At 66.2% G+C, this 25,620-nt stretch carries 18 protein-coding genes; 11 read left to right on the top strand and 7 right to left on the bottom strand.

Features of this window, described 5'->3' with window-relative positions; all coding sequences use genetic code 11:
* From HL666_RS08140 to HL666_RS08125, 4 genes are all read left to right on the top strand, one after another.
* A complete protein-coding gene (locus tag HL666_RS08140) occupies nucleotides 1–2,694 on the top strand; it encodes a nitrate reductase (protein WP_172111942.1) in 2,694 nt (897 codons plus the stop codon).
* 131 nt (nucleotides 2,695–2,825) lie between these two features.
* On the top strand, nucleotides 2,826–3,665 hold the full coding sequence (locus HL666_RS08135; protein ID WP_172180780.1) for an aldo/keto reductase: 840 nt from the start codon (nucleotides 2,826–2,828) through the stop codon (nucleotides 3,663–3,665).
* A 194-nt stretch (nucleotides 3,666–3,859) separates the two neighbouring features.
* Nucleotides 3,860–4,813 (top strand): DMT family transporter, encoded by a 954-nt coding sequence (locus tag HL666_RS08130; RefSeq protein ID WP_172180978.1) that lies wholly within the window; start codon nucleotides 3,860–3,862, stop codon nucleotides 4,811–4,813.
* A gap of 114 nt (nucleotides 4,814–4,927) precedes the next feature.
* Entirely contained in the window at nucleotides 4,928–6,100 is a 1,173-nt protein-coding gene (locus HL666_RS08125) for a fumarylacetoacetate hydrolase family protein (protein WP_172180778.1), read from the top strand.
* A 204-nt stretch (nucleotides 6,101–6,304) separates the two neighbouring features.
* Here the strand turns inward: HL666_RS08125 and HL666_RS08120 are convergent, their stop codons facing one another.
* The 3 genes from HL666_RS08120 to HL666_RS08110 all read right to left on the bottom strand — a co-directional run bounded on the left by HL666_RS08120 (nucleotide 6,305) and on the right by HL666_RS08110 (nucleotide 10,703).
* Nucleotides 6,305–7,564, bottom strand: coding sequence for a 2Fe-2S iron-sulfur cluster-binding protein (locus HL666_RS08120; RefSeq protein WP_172180776.1), 1,260 nt, complete (start codon nucleotides 7,562–7,564; stop codon nucleotides 6,305–6,307).
* 54 nt (nucleotides 7,565–7,618) lie between these two features.
* The gene (locus tag HL666_RS08115; protein ID WP_172111946.1) at nucleotides 7,619–8,722 is read right to left on the bottom strand and encodes a ferredoxin family protein; all 1,104 of its coding nucleotides are present in this window, start codon (nucleotides 8,720–8,722) and stop codon (nucleotides 7,619–7,621) included.
* A 1,519-nt stretch (nucleotides 8,723–10,241) separates the two neighbouring features.
* Complete coding sequence (locus HL666_RS08110) at nucleotides 10,242–10,703, bottom strand: Lrp/AsnC family transcriptional regulator (protein WP_172111947.1); 462 nt, start codon at nucleotides 10,701–10,703, stop codon at nucleotides 10,242–10,244.
* Between the two features lie 143 nt (nucleotides 10,704–10,846).
* On the opposite strand from HL666_RS08110, the gene HL666_RS08105 reads away from it, so the two are divergent.
* Both HL666_RS08105 and HL666_RS08100 read left to right on the top strand, forming a co-directional pair.
* Nucleotides 10,847–13,231 (top strand): thiamine pyrophosphate-binding protein, encoded by a 2,385-nt coding sequence (locus HL666_RS08105; RefSeq protein ID WP_172180774.1) that lies wholly within the window; start codon nucleotides 10,847–10,849, stop codon nucleotides 13,229–13,231.
* 489 nt (nucleotides 13,232–13,720) lie between these two features.
* Nucleotides 13,721–15,151, top strand: coding sequence for an aldehyde dehydrogenase family protein (locus HL666_RS08100; protein WP_172180772.1), 1,431 nt, complete (start codon nucleotides 13,721–13,723; stop codon nucleotides 15,149–15,151).
* Nucleotides 15,152–15,281: 130 nt separating this feature from the next.
* Here the strand turns inward: HL666_RS08100 and HL666_RS08095 are convergent, their stop codons facing one another.
* Entirely contained in the window at nucleotides 15,282–16,250 is a 969-nt protein-coding gene (locus HL666_RS08095; protein ID WP_172180770.1) for an SMP-30/gluconolactonase/LRE family protein, read from the bottom strand.
* Nucleotides 16,251–16,339: 89 nt separating this feature from the next.
* Between HL666_RS08095 and HL666_RS08090 the strand changes: the two genes are divergently transcribed.
* Both HL666_RS08090 and HL666_RS08085 read left to right on the top strand, forming a co-directional pair.
* Complete coding sequence (locus HL666_RS08090) at nucleotides 16,340–17,158, top strand: NAD-dependent epimerase/dehydratase family protein (RefSeq protein ID WP_172180768.1); 819 nt, start codon at nucleotides 16,340–16,342, stop codon at nucleotides 17,156–17,158.
* Between the two features lie 81 nt (nucleotides 17,159–17,239).
* Nucleotides 17,240–18,946 carry an IlvD/Edd family dehydratase gene (locus HL666_RS08085; protein WP_172180766.1) on the top strand — a complete coding sequence of 569 codons (1,707 nt, stop codon included), beginning with the start codon at nucleotides 17,240–17,242 and terminating at the stop codon, nucleotides 18,944–18,946.
* 8 nt (nucleotides 18,947–18,954) lie between these two features.
* Here HL666_RS08085 and HL666_RS08080 read toward each other — a convergent pair whose 3' ends face one another.
* On the bottom strand, nucleotides 18,955–19,740 hold the full coding sequence (locus tag HL666_RS08080) for an enoyl-CoA hydratase/isomerase family protein (protein ID WP_172134147.1): 786 nt from the start codon (nucleotides 19,738–19,740) through the stop codon (nucleotides 18,955–18,957).
* 150 nt (nucleotides 19,741–19,890) lie between these two features.
* Here HL666_RS08080 and HL666_RS08075 point away from each other — a divergent pair, with 150 nt between their 5' ends.
* Nucleotides 19,891–21,126, top strand: coding sequence for an NAD(P)/FAD-dependent oxidoreductase (locus tag HL666_RS08075; protein WP_172111954.1), 1,236 nt, complete (start codon nucleotides 19,891–19,893; stop codon nucleotides 21,124–21,126).
* On the opposite strand, the gene HL666_RS08070 is transcribed toward HL666_RS08075, so the two are convergent.
* Together HL666_RS08070 and HL666_RS08065 are read right to left on the bottom strand one after the other, a co-directional pair.
* On the bottom strand, nucleotides 21,123–22,031 hold the full coding sequence (locus tag HL666_RS08070; protein ID WP_172111955.1) for a ribokinase: 909 nt from the start codon (nucleotides 22,029–22,031) through the stop codon (nucleotides 21,123–21,125). The genes HL666_RS08075 and HL666_RS08070 overlap by 4 nt on opposite strands.
* Nucleotides 22,032–22,053: 22 nt before the next feature.
* Nucleotides 22,054–22,947 (bottom strand): sugar kinase, encoded by an 894-nt coding sequence (locus HL666_RS08065; protein ID WP_172134149.1) that lies wholly within the window; start codon nucleotides 22,945–22,947, stop codon nucleotides 22,054–22,056.
* Between the two features lie 203 nt (nucleotides 22,948–23,150).
* On the opposite strand from HL666_RS08065, the gene HL666_RS08060 reads away from it, so the two are divergent.
* Nucleotides 23,151–24,410: a Glu/Leu/Phe/Val family dehydrogenase gene (locus HL666_RS08060; protein WP_172180764.1), complete on the top strand. Its 1,260-nt coding sequence runs from the start codon at nucleotides 23,151–23,153 to the stop codon at nucleotides 24,408–24,410.
* The gene (locus HL666_RS08055; RefSeq protein WP_172180762.1) at nucleotides 24,407–25,255 is read left to right on the top strand and encodes a VOC family protein; all 849 of its coding nucleotides are present in this window, start codon (nucleotides 24,407–24,409) and stop codon (nucleotides 25,253–25,255) included. The genes HL666_RS08060 and HL666_RS08055 overlap by 4 nt, the downstream gene beginning before the upstream one ends.
* Nucleotides 25,256–25,620: the final 365 nt, after the last annotated feature.

Here is a 25,620-nt window from a genome sequence, read left to right as displayed (position 1 = left end):
ATGACCAATGTCGATCCCAAGCTGCGCACGGTGCGCACGGCCTGTCCCTATTGTGGTGTCGGTTGCGGCGTGCTGGCCACGCCCGACGGCAACGGCGGCGCCGCCGTTTCAGGTGATCCCGTGCATCCGGCCAATCTCGGCCGGCTCTGCTCCAAGGGCTCGGCGCTCGGCGAGACGCTCGGGCTGGACAACCGCCTGCTGCATCCGATGATCCGCTGCAAGGGTGGCATGGAGCGCGTCGCCTGGAGCGATGCGCTCGACCATGTCGCGAGCCGCATGAAGCACATCGTCGCCCGCGACGGCGAGGATGCGGTGGCGTTCTATCTCTCCGGCCAGATGCTGACCGAGGACTATTACGTCGCCAACAAGCTGATGAAGGGCTTTCTCGGCTCGGCGAATGTCGATACCAATTCGCGGCTGTGCATGGCCTCCTCGGTCGCCGGCCACCGCCGCGGCTTCGGCGCCGACACCGTGCCCGGAACCTATGAGGACCTCGACCAGGCCGATCTCTTGGTGTTCGTCGGCAGCAATGCCGCCTGGTGCCACCCGGTGCTGTACCAGCGCATGCTCGCCAACAAGCAGGGACGGGGCGCCAAATTCGTCGTCGTCGACCCGCGCCGCACCGACACGGCTGAGGAAGCGGACCTGTTCCTGGGGCTCAAGCCGGGCACCGACGCGGCGCTGTTCTCCGGCCTGCTGGTGCATCTCGCCGACGCCGGCGCGCTCGATCGCGACTACATCGCGCGCCACACGCTGGGCTTCGACGACGCGCTTGCGCGCGCCCGCAGCCTCGCCGGCAGCGCCAGCGCCACCGCGCTCGCGACCGGCCTGTCGGAGGCCGACGTCGCGGCCTTCTTCAAGCTGTTCCGCGATACATCGAAGGTCGTCACGCTGTATTCGCAGGGTGTCAACCAGTCGGCGCAAGGCACCGACAAGGTCAACGCGATCCTCAACTGCCACCTTGCCAGTGCGCGCATCGGCAAGCCCGGCATGGGGCCGTTCTCGCTGACGGGCCAGCCGAATGCGATGGGCGGGCGCGAGGTCGGCGGTCTCGCCAATCAGCTCGCCGCCCACATGGGTTTCACGCCGCCGGACACGGATCGTGTCAGACGCTTCTGGAAGGCGTCCAACATCGCTACCCATGAAGGGCTGAAGGCGGTGCAGATGTTCGAGGCGATCGCGCGCGGCCGGATCAAGGCGCTGTGGGTGATCGGCACCAATCCCGCGGTGTCGCTTCCGGATGCCGATCTGGTGCGTGCCGCGCTGAAGAAGCTCGAGCTGTTCGTCGTCTCCGAGAATGTCCGCTCCAACGACACCGTGGATGTCGGCGCCCATGTGCTGCTGCCGGCGCAGGCCTGGGGCGAGAAGTCGGGCACCGTCACCAACTCCGAGCGCCGCATCTCGCGCCAGCGCGCGTTTCTTCCACCGGCCGGTGAGGCCATGCCGGATTGGTGGATCCTCAGCGAGGTCGGCAAGCGGCTCGGCTTCGCCTCCGCCTTCAACTACAATTCCGCGGCCGACGTGTTTCGCGAGCATGCTGCGCTGTCGGCGTTCGAGAACGACGGCAGCCGCGACTTCGACATCGGCGCGCTGGCGACGCTGTCGGACGACGAATATGACACGATGGCCCCGGTGCAGTGGCCCGCGCCTGCGGGGAGGCCGCCGTCACCGCGCTTCTTCGCCGACGGCGCCTTCTACACCAACGACCGCAAGGCGCGCTTCGTCGCGCCCGAGGTGCCGGCGCTGCGCGGCGAGACCACCGCCGCGCGTCCCTTGCGCCTCAACACCGGGCGCATCCGCGACCAATGGCACACGATGACGCGCACGGGCCTCAGCCCGCGTCTGGGGGCGCATCTGCCGGAGCCGTTCGTCGAGGTGAATCCGGACGACGCGCTGCGCTACGGCCTGATGCATGACGGCTTCGCCAAGGTCGCAACCGAGCACGGCCAGTGCATCCTCAAGGTCGTCGTCAGCGAGCGCCAGCAGCGCGGCATGCTGTTCGCGCCGATCCACTGGAATGCGACCAACGCCTCGCATGGCCGCGTCGGCGCGCTGGTCGCGTCGCACACCGATCCGTTCTCCGGCCAGCCCGAGGCCAAGGCGACGCCGGCCGCGATCAGCCCCTACGAGTATGTGTTCCGCGGTTTCATCCTCGCACGTCACGAGGTTCCGCTGCCGTCCAATCTGTGGTGGGTGCGCGCCACGGTGCCGGGCGGCTTCGGCTATCTGTTCGCCGACAATGGCGACCTCTCGCGCTGGCCGGCCTGGCTGAAGGCGCACGCCACCGAGGACGTCGCCGACTACATGGATGTCGGCGGCGGCGTCTATCGCGCGGCGTCCTTCACCGATGATCGCATCGAGACGTGCCTGTTCGTCGGCCCCGGTCATGATGCCGGCGACTGGAACGTCGTGAAGACGATGTTCGCCGCCGATCGTCTCGACGAGGAGCAGCGCCGCATGCTGTTGTCCGGCCGCGCGGCCGATGGCACCGGTGGCGGCCCGATCGTCTGCGCATGCTTCGGCGTCGGCCGCGACACCATCTGCGAGGCGATCGCGGCCGGTGCGCGCACGCCGGCCGCGATCGGCGCGCAGCTCAAGGCCGGCACCAATTGCGGCTCGTGCATCCCCGAGATGAAGCGGCTGATCGCGCAGGTGCCGCCGCAGGCCGAGGCATCCGTCAGAGTGGCGAGCTAGTTCAACAACGTCATTGCGAGCGAAGCGAAGCAATCCAGAGTCCCGCCCACCACCCTGGATTGCTTCGCTGCGCTCGCAATGACGGCGGTGGCCAATCGACGCCACCGCCGCCATCCTCTAAGCTGGCCGCCATGAAGCACAAGACATTCGGAACCGGCGGTGCGAGTGTGTCCGTGATCGGGCAGGGCACCTGGTATCTCGACCATGCCGACCGCAAACGGGCCGTCACCACGTTGCAGCGCGGCCTGGACCGCGGCATGAGCCACATCGACACCGCCGAGATGTATGGCGACGCCGAACTGGTCATCGCCGAGGCGATTGCCGGCCGCCGCGACGAGGTGTTTCTGGTGTCGAAGGTGCTGCCCAGCAACGCCTCGCGCAACGGCACGATCACCGCCTGCGAACGCTCGCTGAAGCGCCTCAAGACGGACCGGCTCGACTGTTATCTGCTGCATTGGCCGGGCTCCTATCCGCTGGAGGAGACCGTCGCCGCGTTCGAGGAGCTCAAGGCCGCCGGCAAGATCGCGTCCTGGGGCGTCAGCAATTTCGACGTCGACGATCTCGACGAGCTGCTTGACGTCGCGGGCGAGGGCAAGATCGCCTGCAATCAGGTGCTGTACCATCTGCAGGAGCGGGCCATCGAGCACGCGGTCATTCCCTGGTGCGGTCAGCACGGCGTCGCCGTGGTCGCCTATTCGCCGTTCGGCCACGATGACTTCCCGGAGGCGCGCAGTCCTGGCGGCGAAGTCTTGCAGCGGATCGCCCAGCAGCACAAGGCCACGCCGCGCCAGGTCGCGCTCGCCTTCCTCACCCGTGCGTCCTCGCTGCTGGCGATCCCCAAGGCGTCGCGGCCGGAGCATGCGGAGGAGAATGCCGCCGCCGGCGATATCGCGCTGACCGCCGCCGAGATCGCCGCGATCGATCGCGCCTTCCCGCGCGGGCCGAAGCCGCGCGGCCTGCCGATGCTGTAGCGCAGCATCACGGAGTATTACGGATATTTGCTACCGGCGCGTGAGCAACGCATAAGTGCTGCCCGCTTTCGACGGGTTGTCGGCGAGCCGTGATTGGCGTTTTGTCGCCACTCACCGATTCGTTTCGCATTCCAATTCCGAGTTCGACCGTGACCCCGCCACCCAGCGCGGCTGCCGCCGCGCGGCTCGACGACGTGCCGACGACGTTGCAGGACAAGCCGCAGCCGGAGCGCAAGCGCGCGCCCGCGCGCGCCGACCGGCCATTCCGCGGCATCGCGCTGATCCTGCTGTCGACCGTGTTCCTCGGCACCTCCGACGTCACCGCGAAATATCTCTCCAAGACCTTGCCCTCGATCGAGATCACCTGGATCCGCTTCGTCATCTTCTCGCTGATCATGGTACCGGCGATGATTCCGGGCTCGCCGCTGTTTGCGATGCGAACGGAGCAGCTCAAGTTCCAGCTGTTGCGCGGCATCGCGCTGCTCGGCTCGTCGCTGATGTTCATCACGGGTTTACGCTATCTGCCGATCGCCGAGGCCTCGGCGACGGGCTTCGTCGCGCCGCTGTTCGTCACCGCGCTGTCGATCGTCTTCCTCAGCGAGAAGGTCGGACTGCGCCGCTGGATCGCCACCGCCGTCGGCCTGTGCGGGGTGCTGATCATCCTGAGGCCCGGCACCGGCGCATTCCATCTCGCCGCGTTGTTCCCCATCGTCTCGGCCTTCGCCTGGGCCTGCACGTTGATCATGACGCGTATGATGAGCGGGCGCGAGCACGCGATCACCATCATGACCTATTCGTCGATCGCCGGCGTCTGCCTGCTCTCGATGATGGTGCCGTTCGTGTGGGTCACGCCGTCCTGGCAGGACATCGCCTTCGGCGTGCTGGTCGGCGTCGCCTCGACCATGGGGCAGTGGATCGTCGTGCTTGCCTTCCGCTATGCCGATGCCTCGGTGCTGGCGCCGTTCTCCTACACCCAGCTGCTGTGGGTCAGCATCCTCGGCTTCCTGGTGTTCGGCGAGCTGCCGGACGTCTGGACCATCGTCGGCGCCGCCTTCATCGTCTCCAGCGGCCTCTACACCGCCCATCGCGAGCGCGTCCGCCGCTCGCAACTGCTGCAGGTCGCCGGCGAAAGCTCGCCCAATCCCTGAGCGGCGCTCGGTCGCCCGGCCTCCTCCCCGAAATGAGACTGTGTGGCTTGGAGCCTGCGCCCGCCGATGCTACGGGTGCGCTGAGCAACAAGAACAACAGGGGAGCATGCAGCCATGATCGATCTCACGCCCGAATCCGTCCTGCCGGACGACGGCGCCAGCGGAACGCTGGTCGGCCGCATCTGGCGACCTGACGTCGATGGCCCGGCGGTGGTGGCCGTGCGCGACGACGGCGTGTTCGACGTGACCTCGGCTTTCCCCACCGTCAGCGCCCTCTGCGAGCAGGATGATCCGGCCGCGGCGCTGCGAGCGATGAAGGGCGAGCGCATCGGCGATCTCGCCGCCATCCTCGCCAACACGTCGCCCGATCGCCGCGATCCCGCCAAGCCATGGCTGCTGGCGCCGGTCGATCTGCAGGTGCTGAAGGCCGCCGGCGTCACCTTCGCGATCTCGATGCTGGAGCGCGTGATCGAGGAGCGCGCCCGCGGCAATCCGGCCTCCGCCGAGGCGATCCGGACAGAGGTGGTGCGCCTGGTCGGCGACGATTTCTCCAAGCTCAAGCCGGGCTCGGAACAGGCGATGCACCTCAAGCAGGTGCTGATCGAGCAGAACGCCTGGAGCCAGTATCTCGAGGTCGGCATCGGCCCCGACGCCGAGGTCTTCACCAAGGCGCCGACCTTGTCGTCGGTCGGCACCGGCATGGATGCCGGGCTGCATCCGAAATCGACCTGGAACAATCCGGAGCCGGAGGTCGTGCTGGTGGTCTCGAGCCGCGGCGCCATCGTCGGCGCCACGCTCGGCAACGACGTCAATCTGCGCGACTTCGAGGGCCGCTCGGCGCTGCTGCTGTCCAAGGCCAAGGACAACAACGCCTCCTGCGCCATCGGCCCGCTGCTGCGCCTGTTCGACAAGAGCTTCACGCTGGATGATGTGCGCAAGATGGACGTCGCGCTGAACGTGACCGGCAGCGACGGCTTCGTGCTCGACGGCCATTCCTCCATCAGCAAGATCAGCCGCGATCCGACCGATCTCGTTTCTCAGACCATCGGCGCCGTGCATCAATATCCCGACGGCTTCGCGCTGTTCCTCGGCACCATGTTCGCACCGGTGAAGGACCGCGATGCGCCGGGGCAGGGTTTTACCCACAAGCGCGACGACATCGTCACGATTTCAGCGCCCCAGCTCGGCCGCCTCGTCAACCGCATGCGCAACAGCGACGAATGCGAGCCGTGGACGTTCGGCGTTGGGGCGTTGATGCGCAGCTTGGCACGGCGGAAGCTGATCTGAGGCACGCGGTCTCCACACCCCCATTGTCATTCCGGGGCGCGCGACAGCGCGAGCCCGGAATCCATACGCCGTGTCGGTCGTGAGTCGGACAGCCTGAGTTATCGTCGTACGTCACAACTTCGGTTCGTGGCTATGGACTCCGGGCTCGCTCGCTTTGCGAGCGCCCCGGAGTGACGGCGAGATTGGAGTTTCCGCTGTCGCCCCTCACACATGCCCTGACGCCATCTGCCCCGCAGCGCGCCGCGGGCGCTCCTGCAATGAGGCCTGCTCGCCGAGCGCGCGCTCGCGGACCAGCGACAGCGCGTGGTCGCGTTCGGCGGCCGTGCTGCGGCGCGGTTCGGGGCGGCGCGGGGCGAGATCGTCCTCGATCGGATCCTTGGGCACCAGCGACAGCGCGCGCTCGAACGGATCGACCGAGGGCTCGCGGCCCTTGCCGCTGTCGCGGCTGGGCTCCGGCTCCGGCGCGCGCCGTGCCACCAGCGTCTTGATGCGGCCGATCAGGCCTGACGGCGCTTCCGGCGGGGCCGGGTCGAACGGATCGGCGTAGAACGTCGCGCCGGCCTTCTCCACCATGCCGGCGAGCGCGCTCACCATGCGCGGCGAGCCGCAGGCATAGACCACGTCGGAGGCAGTCAGCGTCGGCATATGCGGCTCGATGCGCCCGGTGCGGATCGAGGGATGGTTGATCGGGCCTTCCTCCACGGTCGGAATGATCGTGACGTTCGGCAGTCGCGCCAACTGCGCCAGGATCGGCGTCATGTAGAGCTGCGGCAGCTTTTTGGCGCCGGCGATGATGACCATCGGCCGGCTCCGCTGCTCGCGTAGCGCCATCGCCGCGATCGCCCAGATCGGCGCAAAGCCGGTGCCGCTGCCGACGAGGATCAGCCGGCCGGTCCCGCCGGGGCGCAGGAAGGCATGACCATACGGCCCCTGGATGCGCAGCCGATGCCCGGGACGGATGCCGCTGCCGAGCGCCGTCGTCACGCGTCCGCCGCGCACGCGCTTGATGTTGAGATGGATGACGCGGCCGCCGATGCGGCCGTCGAACGACGCCGTCGGACTATAGGCGCGCGCCGGATAGCCGTTGAAGGTGAACTTGAAGTACTGCCCCGGCAGATAGCTGATGCTTTTCTCCGGCGCGATCATCAGCTCCATGATGTCGGGCGCGACCTCGCGCAGGCCGACGAGCCGCGCCTTGCTGATGTCGATCTCGGGCACGTCCTCCATCTCGACGTCGAGATCTGACACCACGCGCGCCTGGCACGCGTAGATCATGCCTTGCGTATGGGTCTCGCCGCACACCGTCTGGCCCTTGGAGACGTGGACCATGCAGGTGCCGCAGGTGCCGGCGCGGCAGTCGAACGGAATCTCGACGCCGTTGGCGAGCGCCCCATCGAGCAGCACGTCACCCGCGCGGACGCGGAACTGGCGGCCTTTGACGGTGACGGTCCTGAAGTTCGACATGATCAACTCCTCGATCGAATACGCGATGACTGTGTTGGGGCTTGTGCCGCGCGATCACGCCTTGCCGGGTGAGACGCGGATCAGGTTCTTGTTGGTCGTGCTCTCGAACCGGCTCGACCAGTAGTTCGACGCCATCACCGGCCGCTTCAGCCAGCTCACCTTCGGCGAGCGCAGCACCAGGAACCAGAAGAAGAACGGCGTCGTGACGAGATGCGAGACCAGCGGAAACCAGTCCGGCAGCAGCGAGGCCGGGCCCGGCAGGCGGTACCAATAATAGGTGCTGATCGCGGTCGCCGCGAAGATGCGATGCATCCGGGTGCGGGTCGCGGGCTTGTAGCGCAGCAGATGCTCGCCGATCCTGAACACGACGTAGCTGATGATGGCCGCACCGAACGGCCAGACATAGGCCGTGATGATCTCGGCGCTGCCGACCTGCTGCGGCGGATAGTCCGGCACCTGGAACCAGCCCCACACGAAGCCCGGAAAGCTGCCGATCAGGAAGCTGCCGAGGAACTGCTGGACCTTCGTCGGCACGCCCGCGGTCGGCGTGAGCTCCGGTGTCGAGTCGGGGCAGGGATTGCTGCAGGCCTCGCAGATGTTGCAGCGGGCGTTCTTGAAGGTCAGCGCCGGGTTGGTGCCGTAGAGCCGCTCGACCGGATGGATCGGGCACAGCGAGGTGCACCAGCCCGAGCGCATCTCGAACACCGAGCCCATCGCGAACGCCATGAACGCAGCCGACAGCAGCATGACCGCCGTCAGCGGGCCGTCGACATTGAGTCCGATGCGTCGCATCGGCACCACGATGAAGAGAAGCGTCACGCTGATCACCGCGAGCGTCGCCGCGCCCCATTCCGGCATCCGGATGTTCTGCGAGATCCCCATCTTGTTCGGCAGCAGATGGAAGGTCGCCATCGGACAGATGTTGCGCCACAGCCCGGGCGAGATCGTCACCAGCGCCGGCGCGACCGGAATCAGCAGATTCCACATCAAGGCGATGCCGAGCGCGGGAAAGAACAGCAGGAGATTCACCAGCAGAACGCCGACGACCAGCATCACCGTCTGCATCGTCAGCCAGAACCGCCGCTCGCCGCGCCCCGTGCTGCGGCTGCCGGGCTGCGCGGCCGGCTGATATCGGGCAGGAGCCACGTTCACGGCCACATGGGTGAGCGGCCGGGTCTGTCGTTGGTACGAAGCATAATCGTGTTGAGCCGAACGTTGAGCGCTGTTGTTTCGCATTGCTTTCCAGGACGCTGGTTTCTCTGTACGGGCGCGCTGGTGTGACGACGTCGGGCCGGACGTGTTGGTCCGCCGTGCCTGTTAGTTCGCGTCATCAGCGCATGCTGTGCCGCAGAATCTGACGGCGAGATGTGGCGCTTTTTGACGGCCAATATGGACGTGTCTGGGCCATGCTGCGGTTGGGTTGCGGCCGTTTGATCTGGATCAAACCGAGGAACATCAAGGATTTGATCGGGGGCGGGAGATGTTTTGGCGAGGCGTTTGATCTGGATCAATGACGGCCTTGGCTGTGACAGATCGCAGGCGCGATCGCGGCGCGTGGCCCGGATGAGCGAAGCGACATCCGGGTTCGCACCCGCACCTCGTGAGACCTCGGATATCGCGTTCGCCTTCGCCCTTCGGGCTCGGCTGCTGCTCATCCGGGGTACAAGGAACCGGAGCCGATCGGCGTTGCAAACGCATCCGTCGCGCGATGTGACCTTGCGACTGCTCGTCGGGCAAATCAGATCGCCTGCGAAAATCCTGTCCAGCCCTCCGCTGAAAAATAAACCGCTTGGCGATTTCGTAAAATCGGCATTATGCTCCCGCTCGTTCCGTTGCGTCGGAGGGGACGTATCGCGGTCGTCATGGACGTCGGCAGCGGAATGCGGTGGGCGTGTCGGATCGCAGCGTGGCTGGTGCCGCGTGGACGAACGATCCGGCGCGCACGGTCAAGTCGCACGGTCCTGACACCCCGACGCTGGTGTCACGCTTGTGCCGGCGCTCACGCGCCGCGCAGGCAACGGTGGCCAGAAAGCCCGGCGCACCGGGGAGACTGCGAAGCAGCCGTCAAAACCATCGCGCAGGGAGGGCCGGGCGTGTTCGGCCAGACCTGTGGTACCTGCCGCCTGCATTTTCTCCGCAGGCGGGCCACGGGCGCGGCCAGCGCCCGGCCTTCCCTGCGCCCTTCGTTATCGAGGGCGACGAGATCATTCAACCACCCGGACGCAACGCGTCGCGGGACGGCGAATGCATGTGGTGATGAGGCGTGTTCAATGACCTGCCTCGTATGGTCCCCCAGATGCTTGTGGCAATTCCGTTGACACGACAAAGGTCGTCATTCCGGGACGCGACGCGCAGCGGCGCGGGCCCGGAATCCATACTCCCGATCGTGGTTATGGATTCCGGGCTCGCGCTCCGCGCGCCCCGGAATGACGGCGAAGAGACAGGGGTTCATGCGAGGTCTCTCATGGCCGAGCGCTAGAGATGGCCGAAACTCTCGCTTGGCTCTCCGCTGTCGTCCCGGACAAGCGTGCGCAGCACGCGCCGATCCGGGACCCATAGCCCCAGGGAGACGTTGTTACGCACGATGCCGCCCCAGTCTTTCTCCATCCCACCCGCCGCGGCGTATGGGTCCCGGCGTTCGCCGGGACGACAGCGGAGGTCGTGGATAGGACCCGGCTCACACCGGCAGCGCGATCGAGTACTTCACCTGGCTCAGCGCAAAGCTACTTTCGATCGACGCGATGCCGTCGAGCCGCGTCAGCTTGGTCTTCAGGAACGCCTCATACGACGACAGATCGGCTGCGACCACGCGCAGCAGATAGTCGCGGTTACCGGTCATCAGATAGCACTCGAGCACCTCGGGCCACGCCGAGATCGCCTTTTCGAAGCGCTTCAGATCCTCCTCCTTCTGCCGCGCCAGCTTGATCGAGATGAAGACCGAGACGTGCAGCCCGAGCGCCTTCTGGTCGACGGTCGCGAGATAGCGAGTGATGACGCCGCGCTCCTCCAGGAGCTTGACGCGGCGGTGGCAGGGCGAGACCGACAGGCCGACCTTGTCGGCGAGCTCCTGCATGGTGATGCGTCCGTCGGACTGGAGGTGGCCGAGGATCTTGCGGTCGATGGCGTCGAGGTCGGGCATTGGGATATCGTCCCGGAAAAGATCGTTCTGATGGGAAATTATCCCAACACTGACCGTCCGTGCGCGAAAAATTGAGAATTATGGCCGGCCTGCCGGGATTAGAGTCAACGAATCCACCCGAACACCCCTGGGAGCAGCGCGCCATGGCCAGGCCATCCGCATCGACAGCATCCGCATCGTCAGACCGTCTCGCCATCCTGAACGCGCTGACCCGCAAGGCGCTGTGGCTGTCGTCCTGGACCATCCACCATGCGAACCACATCCGGCCGAACACCGACGGCCTGAAGGTCGGCGGCCATCAGGCCTCCTCGGCCTCGCTCGCCACCATCATGTCGGCGCTGTACTTCTCAGTGTTGCGCCCCGAGGACCGCGTCGCGGTCAAGCCGCATGCGAGCCCGGTGTTCCACGCCATCCAATATCTGTTCGGCCGCCAGACGCGCGAGAAGCTGGAGAATTTCCGCGGCTTCAAGGGCGCGCAGTCCTATCCGTCGCGCACCAAGGACGTCGACGACGTCGACTTCTCCACCGGCTCGGTCGGCCTCGGCGTCGCGCAGACGCTGTTCTCCTCGCTGGTGCAGGACTACGTCAAGGCGCATGGCTGGATGAAGGATCGTCGCGAGGGCCGCATGATTGCGCTGGTCGGCGACGCCGAGATGGACGAGGGCAACATCTTCGAGGCGCTGGCGGAGGGCTGGAAGCACGGCCTGCGCAACACCTGGTGGATCGTCGACTACAACCGCCAGAGCCTGGATGCCGTCGTGCGCGAGGGTCTTTGGGAGAAGTTCGAGACCATGTTCCGTAATTTCGGCTGGGACGTGGTGATCGTCAAATACGGCCGGCTGATGCGCGAGGCCTTCGCCGAGCCGGGCGGCGAGGCGCTGCGCCGCTGGATCGACAATTGCCCGAACGCGCTGTACGCGGCGCTGTGCTTCCAGGGCGGCGCGGCCTTCCGCAAGCACATTCAGGATGAGATCGGCGACCAGGGCGACGTGACGCGGCTGCTCGACAAGCGCAGCGACGACGAGCTGCTGGCGCTGATGTCGAATCTCGGCGGCCACGACATGGCAAGCATGCTGGAGGCGTTCGAGTCCATCGACCACGACCGCCCGGTCTGCTTCATCGCCTACACCATCAAGGGTGTCGGCCTGCCGTTCCAGGGCCACAAGGACAATCACGCCGGCCTGATGACGGTCGCGCAGATGGAGACCTGGCGCGCGCAGCAGAACATCCGCCCGGGCCATGAGTGGGACAAATTCGAGGGCCTGACGCAGGACGCGGCGACCTTGGAGGCGTTCCTCAAATCCGTGCCGTTCAACCGCGACGGCCGCCGGCTCGACGATGCCGTGTTCGACGTGCCGGAGCGGCTGACTTTCACCGCGGCGGCGCAGATGTCGACGCAGCAGGGTTTTGGCCTGATCCTCAACGACCTCGCGCGCAGCGAGACCGCGATGGCCTCACGCATCGTGACGTCCTCGCCGGACGTCACCGTGTCGACCAATCTCGGCGCCTGGGTCAACCGCCGCGGCCTGTTCGCGCATGCCGAAAAGGCCGATCTGTTCCGCAGCGAGAAGATCCCCTCGACCTTCAACTGGGCGGCGTCGCCGAAGGGCCAGCACATCGAGCTCGGCATTGCCGAGATGAACCTGTTCATCATGGCCTCGGCGCTCGGCCTGTCGCATTCCATCAACGGCGCGCGACTGCTGCCGATCGTCACGCTGTACGATCCCTTCATCGAACGCGGCCTCGATGCGCTGAACTACGCCTGCTATCAGGATGCCCGTTTCATGGTGGTCGCGACACCGTCGGGCGTCACGCTCGCGCCGGAGGGCGGCGCGCACCAGTCGATCGCGACGCCGCTGATCGGCATGGCGCAGGACGGGCTGTCGTCGTTCGAGCCGGCTTTCGTCGACGAGCTTGCCGCGATCATGAAATGGGGCTTTGCCCATATGCAGCGTGAGCCGGGCGAGGGCGGTTCGGTGTACCTGCGGCTGTCGACCCGCCCGGTCGACCAGCCGCAGCGCATCATGACGCCGGAGATGGAAGCGGACATCGCCGCCGGCGCCTATTGGCTGCGCAAGCCGGGACCAAACGCGGAGGTGATCATCGCCTATACGGGGACGGTTGCGCCGGAAGCGATCGAGGCCACCGGGCTGATCGGCGAATCCCGCCGCGATGTCGGCCTGCTCGCGATCACCTCGGCCGACCGCCTGCATGCCGGCTGGACCGCGGCGCGCAGCCTGCGCCGGCATCGCCGTGGCGTGTCGCATCTCAGCCATATCGAGCAGATGCTCGCGCCGCTGCCGCGCGATTGCGGCATCGTCACCGTCATCGACGGCCATCCGGCGACGCTCGGCTGGCTCGGCTCGGTGCGCGGCCACCGCGTCGAGGCGTTGGGGGTGGAGAAGTTCGGCCAGACCGGCACGATCGACGATCTCTATCGCCACAACGGCATGGACGCGAACGCGATCATCGACGCCGCCGAGAGCCTCACCGGCGCACCGGTGAGGCATCGCAAGATGGCGGTGTGAGGGCGGGCCGAAAACGAGGACGCCGTCCCCCTCACCTGGGTGAAGGAGACGGCGTCGCAACTTGGATCAAATGTCTACGTGCTGAAAGACTACGCAATAAGAACTGGCGAAAGTATCGGTTCTGAAATGGTGTCCGGCGTCCTTTCGAGATGCCGTCATGTCTATGACGAGGAGACTAGCCACGGCGATCGGACGGCGATGTGAAGCAGTTCACATCTCGGAAATGAATCTTCGAGCTGGAAATTCTGCCATCCGGAATGATGGCCGGCCGGAGGCGAAACAGGGGAGCCGCGCTTGCTGCGGCGCAAAATGGAGCGGCGACGAAACGCAGGCCGGTTGGCTTGCGCCGGTCGCGGCCTTGCTCCTATATCCGCGGGACGCAACCCCGGTCCCCGCATGTGGCGGGTTCATCCCGCGGATCGCGCGTGCCAGGATGCCGGTCCGCGCGCAGCCGCTCCCCCATATGCTTCCACCTGAAGAGGTTTTCCGATGGTCAATCGCCTGCAATTCTACATCGACGGCGCCTGGGTCGATCCGGTCGTCAAGAAGTCCACTCCGGTCGTCAATCCCGCGACCGAAGAGGCGATGTACGAGGTTGCGCTGGGCTCCAAGGCCGATGTCGACAAGGCCGTCGCCGCCGCCAAGCGCGCCTTCGAGACCTTTTCGCAGACAAGCCGCGAGGAGCGCGTCGCCCTGCTCGAGAAGATCATCACGATCTACAAGGGCCGCATGAAGGAGATCGGCGCCGCCGTCTCCGACGAGATGGGCGCGCCGCTGCCGATGGCGGAGAAGCTGCAGGCCGGCGCCGGCCTCGGCCATCTGATGTCGACGCTCGACGTTTTGAAGAAGTACGAGTTCGAGGAGACGTTGCCGTCGTCGGTGGTGGTGCGCGAGCCGGTCGGTGTGGTCGGCATGATCACGCCGTGGAATTGGCCGCTCAACCAGATCGCCTGCAAGGTCGCGCCGGCGCTCGCCGCCGGCTGCACCATGATCCTGAAGCCGTCGGAGTTCACCCCGACCTCGGCGCTGATCTTCGCCGAGATCCTGCATGAAGCCGGCGTGCCGAAGGGCGTGTTCAACCTGATCAACGGCCTGGGGCCGGAGGTCGGCGCTGCGATGAGCGAGCATCCGGACATCGACATGATCTCGTTCACCGGCTCGACCCGCGCCGGCATCGACGTCGCCAAGCGCGCCGCGCCGACCGTCAAGCGCGTCAGCCAGGAGCTTGGCGGCAAGTCGCCGAACGTGATCCTGGAGGGCTCCGACCTGAACAAGGCGGTGATCGGCGGCGTCATGCACATGTTCAACAATTCGGGCCAGTCCTGCAACGCGCCGTCCCGCATGATCGTGCCGGCTGCGCGGATGAAGGAAGTGGCCGCGATCGCCAAGGGCGTCGCCGACAAGACCAAGGCCGGCGATCCCCGCGGCGAGGGCACCACGATCGGCCCGGTGGTCAATCGCGGCCAGTGGGACAAGATCCAGGCCCTCATCAACAAGGGCATCGAGGAGGGAGCGACCCTCGTCGCCGGCGGTCCGGGCCTGCCCGAGGGCGTCAACAAGGGCTTCTACGTGCGGCCGACGATCTTCGCCGACGTCAAGCCGGAGATGACGATCTCGCGCGAGGAGATCTTCGGGCCGGTGCTGGTGATCATTGGCGCTCAGGATGAGAACGAGGCGGTGAAGATCGCCAACGACACGCCCTATGGTCTCGCCGGCTACGTCACCGCGCCGACGATAGAGAAGGCCCGCGAGGTCGGCCGCAAGATCCGCGCCGGCAACGTCAACCTGCAGGGCGTCCCGAACGACCGCACCGCGCCGTTCGGGGGCTACAAGCAGTCCGGCAACGGCCGCGAATGGGGTCGGTTCGGTCTCGAGGAGTATCTCGAGGTCAAGGCCGTCGCGGGCTACAACGCGGCTTGATGGGTCTCCGTCATTGCGAGCGCAGCGAAGCAATCCAGGGCCCGGAAGGAAGTCTGGATTGCTTCGTCGTGGAGCCTGTCCTCGGGCTCGCCAGAGGCGAGACCCGGGGGCTCCTCGCAATGACGGCCGATTACCCGCCCAGCGCGCCCTGCGTATTCACATAGAGCGCGTAGATCGACTGGCTGGCGGCCATGAACAGGCGGTTGCGCTTGAGGCCGCCGAAACAGACATTGGCGCAGCGCTCGGGCAGGGCGATGCGTCCGATCGGCGCGCCGTCCGGTGCGAACACCATGACGCCGTCGAGCTCGGGCGAGCCCATGCCCCAGCCGCACCAGAGATTGCCGTCGACGTCGCAGCGCATCCCGTCCGGCGTGCCGGGACCGGCATCGATGTGGACGCGCTTGTTGGTGAGCTTCGTCCCGTCGGCGGAGACGTCATAGGCGAGGATCTTGCGCGTCGGTTGCCCACGGGATTCGACGACGTAGAGGATGGATTCATCGGGCGAGAAGCACAGCCCGTTCGGCCCCAGCACGCCCTCGGCGACGATGCTCGCCTGGCCGGTGGTGTCGTCGATGCGATAAACGTTAGCGTCGATCTCCGGCTCGGCCTTGTAGCCCTCGTAATTGCCGAGCAGGCCGAAGGTCGGATCGGTGAACCAGATCGAGCCGTCGGATTTCACGACGACGTCGTTCGGCGAGTTCAGCCGCTTGCCATCGAAGGAGTCCATCAGCACCGTGATGGACCCGTCATACTCGGTCCGCGTGACCCGGCGTCCGCCGTGCTCGCAGGTGACGAGCCGGCCCTGGCGGTCCCTGGTGTTGCCATTGGCGAAGTTGGACGGCTTGCGGAACACCGAGACCGCGCCGGTTTCCTCCTCCCATTTGAGGATGCGCTGGTTGGGAATGTCGCTGCAAAGAAGGTAGCGCCCGTCGCCGAACCACACCGGTCCCTCGGCCCAGCGCAGGCCCGTCGCGAGGCGTTCCACGGCCGACAGCTTGAGCCAGTATTTCTCGAAGCGCGGGTCGAGCGCCTGGATCGCCGGATCGGGATAGAAGGTGGCAGGGCGCCAGCCCTGCGTGTGAGCGTTTCCGTCGGACATTTGGTTGGTCCCGTTATTGTGCCCTGGCGATCTCTGCTATCATCGGCTTGTCACGACCGCAAACCTGCGGACCCAACACGAGGGATGAAATGCCACGTATCTTGATGACCGGCGCGAGCGGTGGAATCGGCACTTCCTTGCGGAAGCTGCTGCCGCCGATCTATCCGGACCTTCTGCTCAGCGACATCAAACCGCCGGCCGATCTCTCCAGCCAGGAGACCTTCAAGGCGGCCGATCTTGCCGACCTCGCCCAGGTCGAGGCGCTGTGCGATGGCGTCGACGGCATCATCCATTTCGGCGGCTATTCGGTCGAAGGGCCGTGGAACGACATCCTGCAGGCCAACATCATCGGCGGCTACAATTTGTTCGAGGCGGCGCGCCGCAAGGGTGTGAAGCGCGTGGTGTTCGCGTCGTCGAACCATGCGGTCGGCTTCTATCCGCGCCATCGCAAGATCGACAATGACGTGCAGCCGCGCCCTGATGGCCGCTATGGCGTGAGCAAGGTGTTCGGCGAGGCGGTGGGCTCGCTTTATGCCGACAAGCACGGGCTGAAGGTAACGTGTCTGCGCATCGGCAATTTCGGCGAGAAGCCGCTCGACAAGCGCCGGCTGTCGATCTGGTTGAAGCCGGAGGATCTCGTCCAGCTCTGCCGCATCGGCCTGGAGCATCCCGATATCCATTTCGAGGTACTCTACGGAGCCTCGCTCAACGAGCGCGCCTGGTGGGACAACCAGCGCGCCTATGATCTCGGCTATCGCCCGACCGGCCGCGCCGAGAATTTCCGCGAGCACGCCATGGCCGAACAGGCCAAGCTGCCCGCCGATCCGATTGGGGACTATTTCCAGGGCGGCGCGTTCTGCACCACGGAGTTCGACGGCGACACCAGCCGGATCATCGACTGGGGTTGATAAGACATCGTCAATCCGGGGCGCAAACGCGCCTCGGATTGAGAACGACAGATAACAAGAAACAGAAACGAAGAGACTGACATGACAGATGGCCTGCGCAAGGGACTGACCGCTTACGGCGATGCTGGCTTCTCGCTGTTCCTGCGCAAGGCCTTCATCAAGGCCGCCGGCTATTCGGATGATGCGCTCGATCGTCCGATCGTCGGCATCACCAACACCTACAGCGACTACAATCCCTGCCACGGCAACGTGCCGCAGATCCTGGAAGCGGTGAAGCGCGGCGTCATGCTGTCCGGCGCGATGCCGTTCGTGTTCCCGACCATCTCGATCGCCGAGAGTTTTGCGCATCCGACCTCGATGTATCTGCGCAACCTGATGGCGATGGAAACCGAGGAGATGATCCGCGCTCAGCCGATGGATGCCGTGGTCGTCATCGGCGGCTGCGACAAGACACTTCCGGCGCAGATCATGGCAGCCGTGTCGGCCGATCTGCCGACGGTGGTCATTCCGGTCGGCCCGATGGTCGTCGGGCATCACAAGGGCGAGGTGCTCGGCGCCTGCACCGATTGCCGCCGGCTGTGGGCCAAGTATCGCGCCGGCGAGATGGACGACAGCGAGATCGAGGCGGTCAACGGCCGGCTCGCACCGTCGGTCGGCACCTGCATGGTGATGGGCACGGCCTCGACGATGGCCTGCATCACCGAGGCGCTCGGCCTGTCCTTGCCGATGAGCGCCACGATCCCGGCGCCGCATGCCGAACGCTTCCGTTCGGCCGAGGCCAGTGGCCGGGTGGCTGCCGAGATGGCCAAGGCGAAGGGGCCGAAGCCAAGTGAGCTGCTGACACCCGCCGCCTTCAAGAATGCGCAGGTGGTGCTGCAGGCGATCGGCGGTTCGACCAACGGCCTCGTGCATCTCACCGCGATTGCGGGCCGTACGCCGCACACCATCGACCTCGATGCGTTCGACCGCATCGGCCGCGAGGTGCCGGTGCTGGTCGACCTCAAGCCGTCCGGCGATCACTACATGGAGCACTTCCATCATGCCGGCGGCGTGCCGAAGCTGATGCAGCAGCTCGGCGATCTCATCGACCTCGATTGCCGCTCGATCACCGGCCAGTCGCTGCGCGACATCGTGGCCGACGCCGAGGACGTGCCGGGTCAGGACGTGATCCGCTTGCGGGGCGATGCGATCAAGCCGGAAGGTGGCCTTGCGGTGCTCAGGGGCAACCTTGCGCCGCGTGGCGCGGTCATCAAGCATTCCGCTGCGAGCTCGAAGCTGCTGCAGCACACCGGCCGCGCGGTGGTGTTCGAGTCGGTCGAGGACATGACCTTGCGGGTCGATGATCCCGAGCTCGACGTCTCGGCGGATGACGTCCTGGTGCTGCGCAACGCGGGACCCAAAGGCGCGCCGGGCATGCCGGAGGCGGGTTATCTGCCGATCCCGAAGAAGCTTGCGCGGGGCGGCACCAAGGACATGGTGCGGATTTCCGATGCGCGGATGAGCGGCACGGCGTTCGGCACCATCGTGCTGCACATCACGCCGGAGTCGGCCGTCGGCGGTCCGCTGGCGCTGGTGCGGACCGGCGATATGATCCGGCTCGATGTCGCCAAGCGCAGCATCGATCTGCTGGTCGACGACGCCGAACTTGAGCGGCGGCGCGCTGCGATGAAGCCAGCCGCCACACCCGACTGGGCTGACCGCGGATACGCGCATCTGTTTCATGAAACGATCCTGCAGGCCGATGACGGCTGCGATTTCGATTTCATGCGCAGGAAGGGGAAGGGGTGAGCGCAGTCCTACTTTCCTTTGCTGGTAAACCGCTTCACGGCGGCGCGGAATTCGTCGGTGTGCATGCAGTTGATGATCGCATCGCGCTCGGCGGCGAGCTGGTCCCCGACCGAGCTGGTCGGCGCCCGATGGATCAGCGCCTTGGTCGCCGCGATCCCCTCCGGCATGTTCTGCGCCAATCGCTGCGCCAGCGCCTCGGTGGCCGCAGCCAGCTCGGCGCTTGGCACGACCTTGGCAACCAAGCCCCATTCGTAGGCTTGCGTGGCCGTAAAGCTGTCTTCCGCCAGGAAGATTTGCAGCGCGCGTCGGACACCGGCGGTGGCGACGACGCCCACCGTTCCGCCGCCATCGGGCGAAACGCCGAGCTTGGCATAGGCCGGCGTGAAGCGCGCTTCCTCGGCGGCGATGCAGAGGTCGGCTGCGAAGGCGAGCGACATGCCGGCGCCGGCGGCCGAGCCGTGGACGCTCGCGAGCACGATCTTCGGCATGCGGCGCAGGCTGGCGATGAAGGCGTGGTAGTGATGCAGGAGCTCGCTCACAATCGGCGTGATGGTGTCGGCCTCGGCCGCGGCGCCGATCGTCTGCAGGTCGCCGCCGGCGCAGAAGGCGCGGCCCTCGCCCTTGAGGACGAGCACCCGGATGCCCGGTTCGGCTTCGACCTGTGCCGCGAGCTGCTCCAGCCGCTTGGCGATGGCGAGGTTGATGGCGTTGAACGCGGCCGGGCGGTCGAGCGTGATGGTCGCGATCGGCCCATCGATGCTCAGGCGAGCGGGTTCCGCGGCTGCGTCCGACATTCGGTCCTCCCATCTTTCGTTGCTGCCGCATTTAAGGCGCACAGCGGCCCGGTGACAATGCCGGGGAAGTCTGCGACAACCCGGTTCCGCTGGCATGACGGGAGGTAAACCCGCAGCAGACAAGGCGCGCAAACACGGGATACGAACGAAATGGGGCAGGGTGCAGTGACGAAGGGACCGGTGGTGATCGTAGGCGCGGGGCATGCGGGCTTTCAGCTCGCCACCTCGCTGCGTCAGGCAGGCTTTGCCGATCCCATCCATTTGATCAATGACGAGCCGCATCTGCCGTACCAGCGTCCGCCGCTGTCGAAGGCGTATCTCAAGGGCACCGGTGGTCCCGAGACGTTGATGTTCCGGCCGCAGAAGTTCTATGCCGATCAGGCCATCGACCTCGTCTACGACCGTGTCGTCTCGGTTCAGCGCGACCAGCGCAGGGTGCTGCTCGCCTCCGGCAGGACGCTCGACTACGGCCACCTCGTGCTCGCCACCGGTGCGCGCAACCGGCTGCTCGACATCCCCAACGCCAACCTTCCCGCTGTGCGCTATCTGCGCATCCTCGACGACAGCGAAGCGTTGCGCGGCTTGCTCGGCGATGCCAAGCGCGCCGTCGTGATCGGCGCCGGCTTCATCGGGCTGGAATTCGCGGCGACTGCGCGCATCAAGGGCCTCGAGGTCGATGTGCTCGAGCTCGGGGCGCGCGTGATGGCGAGGGCTGTCACTGCGGAGATCTCCGACTACTTCCAAAAGCAGCATGCCGATGCCGGCGTGCGCATCCATCTCGGCGTGCAGGCGACCAGCATCGAGGCCGATGGCAGCAAGGTCACCGGTGTCAGCCTCAGCGACGGCCGGCATCTCCCGGCTGATCTCATCGTAGTCGGCGTCGGGGTGCTGCCGAATGTCGAGCTCGCCGCGGACGCCGGACTGCAGGTCGCCGCGGGCATCGTGGTCGACGAGTATCTGCTGACCAGCGATCCGCATATCTCTGCCATCGGCGACTGCGCGCTGTTTGCCAGTCAGCGCTTCGGTGGCACCTTGCGGCTGGAGTCGGTGCAGAACGCCACCGATCACGCCCGCTGCGTCGCTGCGCGGCTGACGGGCGACGTCAAGCCGTATGACGGCCAGCCGTGGTTCTGGAGCGACCAGGCCAACGACAAGCTGCAGATTGCGGGGCTCACCACGGGCTATGATCAGGTCGTGCTGCGCGGGGATCCGGCGCAAAAGGCATTCTCCGCATTCTGTTACAAGGAGGGCCGGCTGGTCGGCATCGAATCCGTCAACCGCGCCGGCGACCACATGTTCGGCCGCAAGCTGCTGGCTGCGGGCGGCACGATCGATGCGGCCAAGGCTGCCGATCCGAGCTTCGACCTGAAGAGCGCTCTCGCCTAGAGCAGCGCGCGGACCTCCTCCGCCGTGGGCATCGAGGGGCCGGCGCCCATCCGCTGCACGGAGATGGACGCCGCAACGTTGGCGTAGGCGATCGCATCCGCGATCGCTCCGCCCTGCGAGAGCCGCGCCGCCAGCGCGCCGACGAAGCAGTCGCCGGCGCCGGTGGTGTCGACCGCCTTCACCGCGCGGCCTTCGACCAGCCTGCCGTCGCCGCGACACACGGCGATCGCGCCGCGCGCGCCGAGCGTGACGCAGATCGTCTGGTCTCGGCGAGGTATCAGGGCCTTCACGGCTTCCGTCACCTGCTGCGGTGAGGGCGCGTCGCCGAGATCGACACCAGCCAGGAAGCCGAGCTCGGTCTCATTAAGCACGAGCACGTCGACCAGCGCGAAAAGCGCGCCGTCGAATGCGCTGGCCGGGGCAGGGTTGAGGATCGTGGTGGCGCCCGCTGCCTTGGCACGCTGGAAGAACGAGGCGATCGTGGCTTGCGGGATCTCGAACTGGCTCACCGCGACGTCGCCCGCTGCCAATGCCACCTGAGCCACATCGTCTGCCGAGACCTCCGCATTCGCGCCCGGAATCACGACGATCGTGTTGTCGGCATTCGCCAGCGTGATGATCGCCGTGCCGGTCGATGCGCTCGCGCTGTCCTTCACCGCCGAGAGATCGATGCCCTGGCCGGCGAGAAACGCCCGCAGCTGCTCGCCGAAGGCGTCACGACCGAGCCGGCCGATCAGCGCTGTCGGCGTACCGAGCTTGGCCGCGGACACGGCCTGGTTGGCACCCTTGCCGCCGGGGAAGTACATCACAGACTGTCCCGCAACGGTCTCGCCAATGCGGGGATGGCGCTCGGCCGTCGCCACGACATCCATGTTGATGCTGCCGGCGACGACCACGCGCCCCATCGGTCTTCTCCCTGATCAGCCGCTAGACGCGGGCCTCGAATTCCTGCCTGACAAGCTCGATGTCGGCGAGCGTCGGCAGGCCGGCCTCGTTGCCGAGCTTCTGGATCTTGAACGTCGAGGCCGCGCGGGCGAACTCGAAATGCTCCTTCCAGCCCTTCGCCGGGTTGGCGAGATACGAATACACATAGGCGCCGTGGAACACGTCGCCGGCGCCGTTGGTGTCGATGACGCGCTCGCGCGGGATCGGGTAGGCGGGCAGCGTGTGCACGGCGCCGAGCTCGTCGTACCATAGCAGGCCTTTCTCGCCCTGGGTGACGCCGCCAATGCGGCAGCCGCGGCCCTTGAGGTAGTCGAGCATCTTCTCCGGTGTGAGGTCCATCTGCTCGCACAGACGCTCGGCAACGATCGCGACGTCGATATATTCGAGCAGCTCATGCGTGTTGGTGCGCAGGCCGCCGCCGTCGAGGGATGTGAGGATGCCGGCCTCGCGGCACAGCTTGGCATAGTGCAGGGCGGCGTCGGGCTGATGGCCATCGACGTGGAGCGCCCGGCAATTGCCGAGATTGAGCAGCGGGAATGGGTGAATGTGGGCATCGTCGCGGCAGCGCACGATGGCGCGCTTGCCGTCCTTCGGCATGATGAAGGACAGCGAGGAGGCGTTGACCTTCCGTGGATGTACGGAGATGCCGTACTTCGCGGTCATGTCCTGGAACATCCGCCCTAGCCAGTCATTCGCAATCGTGGCGATCAGGTCCGGCACGATGCCCAGCTTGGCGCAGCAAAATGCCGCAGTCACCGCATTGCCGCCGAACGACACGGCGTAGTCGGAGGCGACGTGCTTCTCGTCTCCGGTCGGCATATGGTCGGTGATGAACGTAACGTCGATGTAGGTTTGTCCGATGAAAAGGGCCTGCATGGGCATTTCTGTCTCACTAAGGGGTGATCGCGGCCCCGGCGCCGCAGATTAGCAAGCGGTTAAGGCGGATCAACGCTGAAATTCTTCGTCAAATCGTCACCATGGTGGTTGAGATCGGCCCCTTGCAACCGCCGGCCCCCTGCCACCGGCGCACGGGTCGCGCTATGGTTGCCGGCCTGCAGAAGCAGATTCGGGAGTGGAAGATGACGGTCTATGCGGGTCCGGTGTTCGAGATGGCGACCAATCAGTTCAACGTGATTGCCGACCATCTTGGCATCCCAGCCGACGAGCGCGACCGGCTGCTGCTTCCCAAGCGCGCGATCACCGTCTCGTGTCCGATCCACAAGGACGACGGCACCATTGCCGTCTATGAGGGGTATCGCGTCCAGCATCTCCTGACCATGGGGCCGACCAAGGGCGGCACCCGCTTTGCGCCGACCGTCGACATCGGCGAGGTTGCGGCACTCGCGATCTGGATGAGCTGGAAATGCGCGCTGGTCGGTCTGCCCTATGGCGGTGCCAAGGGCGGCGTCAATGTCGACCTGTCCAAGCTGTCGAAGCGTGAGCTCGAATCCCTGTCCCGCCGCTACATGCAGGAGATGATCCCGTTCGTCGGCCCGCACACCGACGTGATGGCCCCGGATATGGGCACCAACGAGCAGGTCATGGCGTGGTTCATGGATACGTACTCCATGTATCAGGGCCAGACCGTGACCGAGATCGTCACCGGCAAGCCGGTGTTCTCCGGCGGTACGCTCGGCCGCCGCGAGGCGACGGGGCGCGGTGTCGCCCACGTCTCCCGCCGGGTGATGGACGTGCTCGGCATCGATCCCGCCAAATCCACCGTCGTGGTGCAGGGGTTCGGCAATGTCGGCTCCTATGCCGCGCTCGGCTTCCACCAGATGGGCATGAAGGTGATTGCGGTCAGCGATCATACCGGTGCGCTCCACGACCCGCGCGGCCTTGATATCCCCCAGCTAATGGCGCATGCGAGCAAGCACGGCAGCATCGCCGGCTTCTCCACCGAGCTCGCGTTCGACCCGAAGGAGATCCTGACGCTGGCTTGCGACATCCTGGTGCCGGCGGCTGTGGAGCGCGTGATCGACGCCAAGGTGGCGGCGAACCTGAAATGCCGCGTCATTGCCGAGGCCGCCAACGGCCCGACCACGCCGGATGCCGATCTGGTGCTCGACCAGCGCCGCAAGGAGATCTTCCTCATTCCCGACATCCTCTGCAATTCCGGCGGCGTCATCGTCAGCTACTTCGAATGGGTGCAGGATCTGCAGCAGCTGTTCTGGGAGGAGGAGGAGGTGATGCGACGCGAGTACCAGATCCTCGACCGCGCCTTCGAGAAGATGGTGAACCGGGCCAAGGCCGACGACGTCCCGCACCGGACTGCGGCGATGGCGATCGGCGTCGAGAAGGTGCGCAACGCCAAGAACACGCGAGGGCTGTTTCCGTGATCACCGGTCTCGACCACGTCGTCATCCTGCTCGAGGACATCAAGGCCGGCAGCGCCGCGTTCGAGACGCTGCTGGCGCGCAAGCCGTCCTGGCACAATTCGGGCGAGGGCGCCGACCGCGTGCTGTTCACGCTGGACAATATGAGCCTCGAGCTGATGGCGCCGGCGGGACAGAGCCCCGCCGCCGACCGCATCCGCAACGTCATCAAGATCTGGGGCGAGGGCCTCGCCAGCATCTGCTTCGCCACCAATGATATCGGCAAGATGCATCGGCGGCTGGAGCGCGTGGCGCTGAAGCCGGATCCGGTTGCCGAGGTCGACAACACCGACCGCATCTTGGGCCAGACGCTGCACTGGAAGCGCACCCGCGCGATGACGGATCTGACGCGTGGCGTGCGCATGTTCTTCCTGGAACTCAGCCAGCCGCGGCCGCCGTCGGAGAAGACCGCGGACTCCGCGGTGCTCGGCCTCGACCACATCGTGGTCTCGACCGAGGACCCCGAGCGTGCCGCCGCGCTCTATGGCGCGCGGCTCGGCCTGGACATGGCGCTCGACCGCAGCCATCAGGAATGGGGCCAGCTGATGTTCTTCCGCTGCGGCGACCTGATCATCGAGGTGGTGAAGCGGCCGGTCGCCGGCAACGACAAGGCCAACGACAAGCTGTGGGGCCTGAGCTGGCGCGTCGCCGACATCGAAGCGACCCGCGCCAGACTGCTTGCCGCCGGGCTGCAGGTCTCCGAGCCGAGGGCGGGCCGCAAGCCGGGTACGCGGGTGATGAGCCTGTACAGCGGCTCCTGCGGCATCCACACGCTGATTCTGGAGAAGACGCCGCAGGCGGCGGAGTGAGGCGGTTCGGTGCGGCAGCAGCGTGCGAGCCTGCCCTGATGCGCGTTCAGGCGCTGTCGTATCGAGTTCGATTGACCATGCTCTACTCCGCACGCCGCAGCCATCAACCCTCACCCTGAGGAGACCGCCGCAGGCGGTCGTCTCGAAGGGCGAGGCCACCGGCCTCATGGTTCGAGACGCGCTGCGTATGATGATCTTGTCTGGCATTGGTTTGATCGGCGCAGCGCTCCTCACCATGAGGATCTGCCACCCAAGGGGGGGTCCTGCGCCCAGACCATGAACACGCCGAGAGGCGTGTGCATGGAGAGGGAGACAGCGGGGATCGGGTCCGCATATTGGCCATCGGTAGTGTGCTTATGGAGTTC

Origin of the sequence: Bradyrhizobium aeschynomenes (assembly GCF_013178945.1) — a bacterium.
Taxonomy (GTDB): Bacteria; Pseudomonadota; Alphaproteobacteria; order Rhizobiales; family Xanthobacteraceae; genus Bradyrhizobium; species Bradyrhizobium aeschynomenes.
This window is presented reverse-complemented; position numbering and strand designations above follow the sequence as displayed.

Coding starts and splice junctions, on each gene's coding strand:
- HL666_RS08140 (WP_172111942.1), top strand. CDS start 1: ATGACCAATGTCGATCCCAAGCTGCGCACGGTGCGCACGGCCTGTCCC.
- HL666_RS08135 (WP_172180780.1), top strand. CDS start 2,826: ATGAAGCACAAGACATTCGGAACCGGCGGTGCGAGTGTGTCCGTGATC.
- HL666_RS08125 (WP_172180778.1), top strand. CDS start 4,928: ATGATCGATCTCACGCCCGAATCCGTCCTGCCGGACGACGGCGCCAGC.
- HL666_RS08120 (WP_172180776.1), bottom strand. CDS start 7,564: ATGTCGAACTTCAGGACCGTCACCGTCAAAGGCCGCCAGTTCCGCGTC.
- HL666_RS08110 (WP_172111947.1), bottom strand. CDS start 10,703: ATGCCCGACCTCGACGCCATCGACCGCAAGATCCTCGGCCACCTCCAG.
- HL666_RS08105 (WP_172180774.1), top strand. CDS start 10,847: ATGGCCAGGCCATCCGCATCGACAGCATCCGCATCGTCAGACCGTCTC.
- HL666_RS08100 (WP_172180772.1), top strand. CDS start 13,721: ATGGTCAATCGCCTGCAATTCTACATCGACGGCGCCTGGGTCGATCCG.
- HL666_RS08095 (WP_172180770.1), bottom strand. CDS start 16,250: ATGTCCGACGGAAACGCTCACACGCAGGGCTGGCGCCCTGCCACCTTC.
- HL666_RS08090 (WP_172180768.1), top strand. CDS start 16,340: ATGCCACGTATCTTGATGACCGGCGCGAGCGGTGGAATCGGCACTTCC.
- HL666_RS08085 (WP_172180766.1), top strand. CDS start 17,240: ATGACAGATGGCCTGCGCAAGGGACTGACCGCTTACGGCGATGCTGGC.
- HL666_RS08080 (WP_172134147.1), bottom strand. CDS start 19,740: ATGTCGGACGCAGCCGCGGAACCCGCTCGCCTGAGCATCGATGGGCCG.
- HL666_RS08075 (WP_172111954.1), top strand. CDS start 19,891: ATGGGGCAGGGTGCAGTGACGAAGGGACCGGTGGTGATCGTAGGCGCG.
- HL666_RS08070 (WP_172111955.1), bottom strand. CDS start 22,031: ATGGGGCGCGTGGTCGTCGCCGGCAGCATCAACATGGATGTCGTGGCG.
- HL666_RS08065 (WP_172134149.1), bottom strand. CDS start 22,947: ATGCAGGCCCTTTTCATCGGACAAACCTACATCGACGTTACGTTCATC.
- HL666_RS08060 (WP_172180764.1), top strand. CDS start 23,151: ATGACGGTCTATGCGGGTCCGGTGTTCGAGATGGCGACCAATCAGTTC.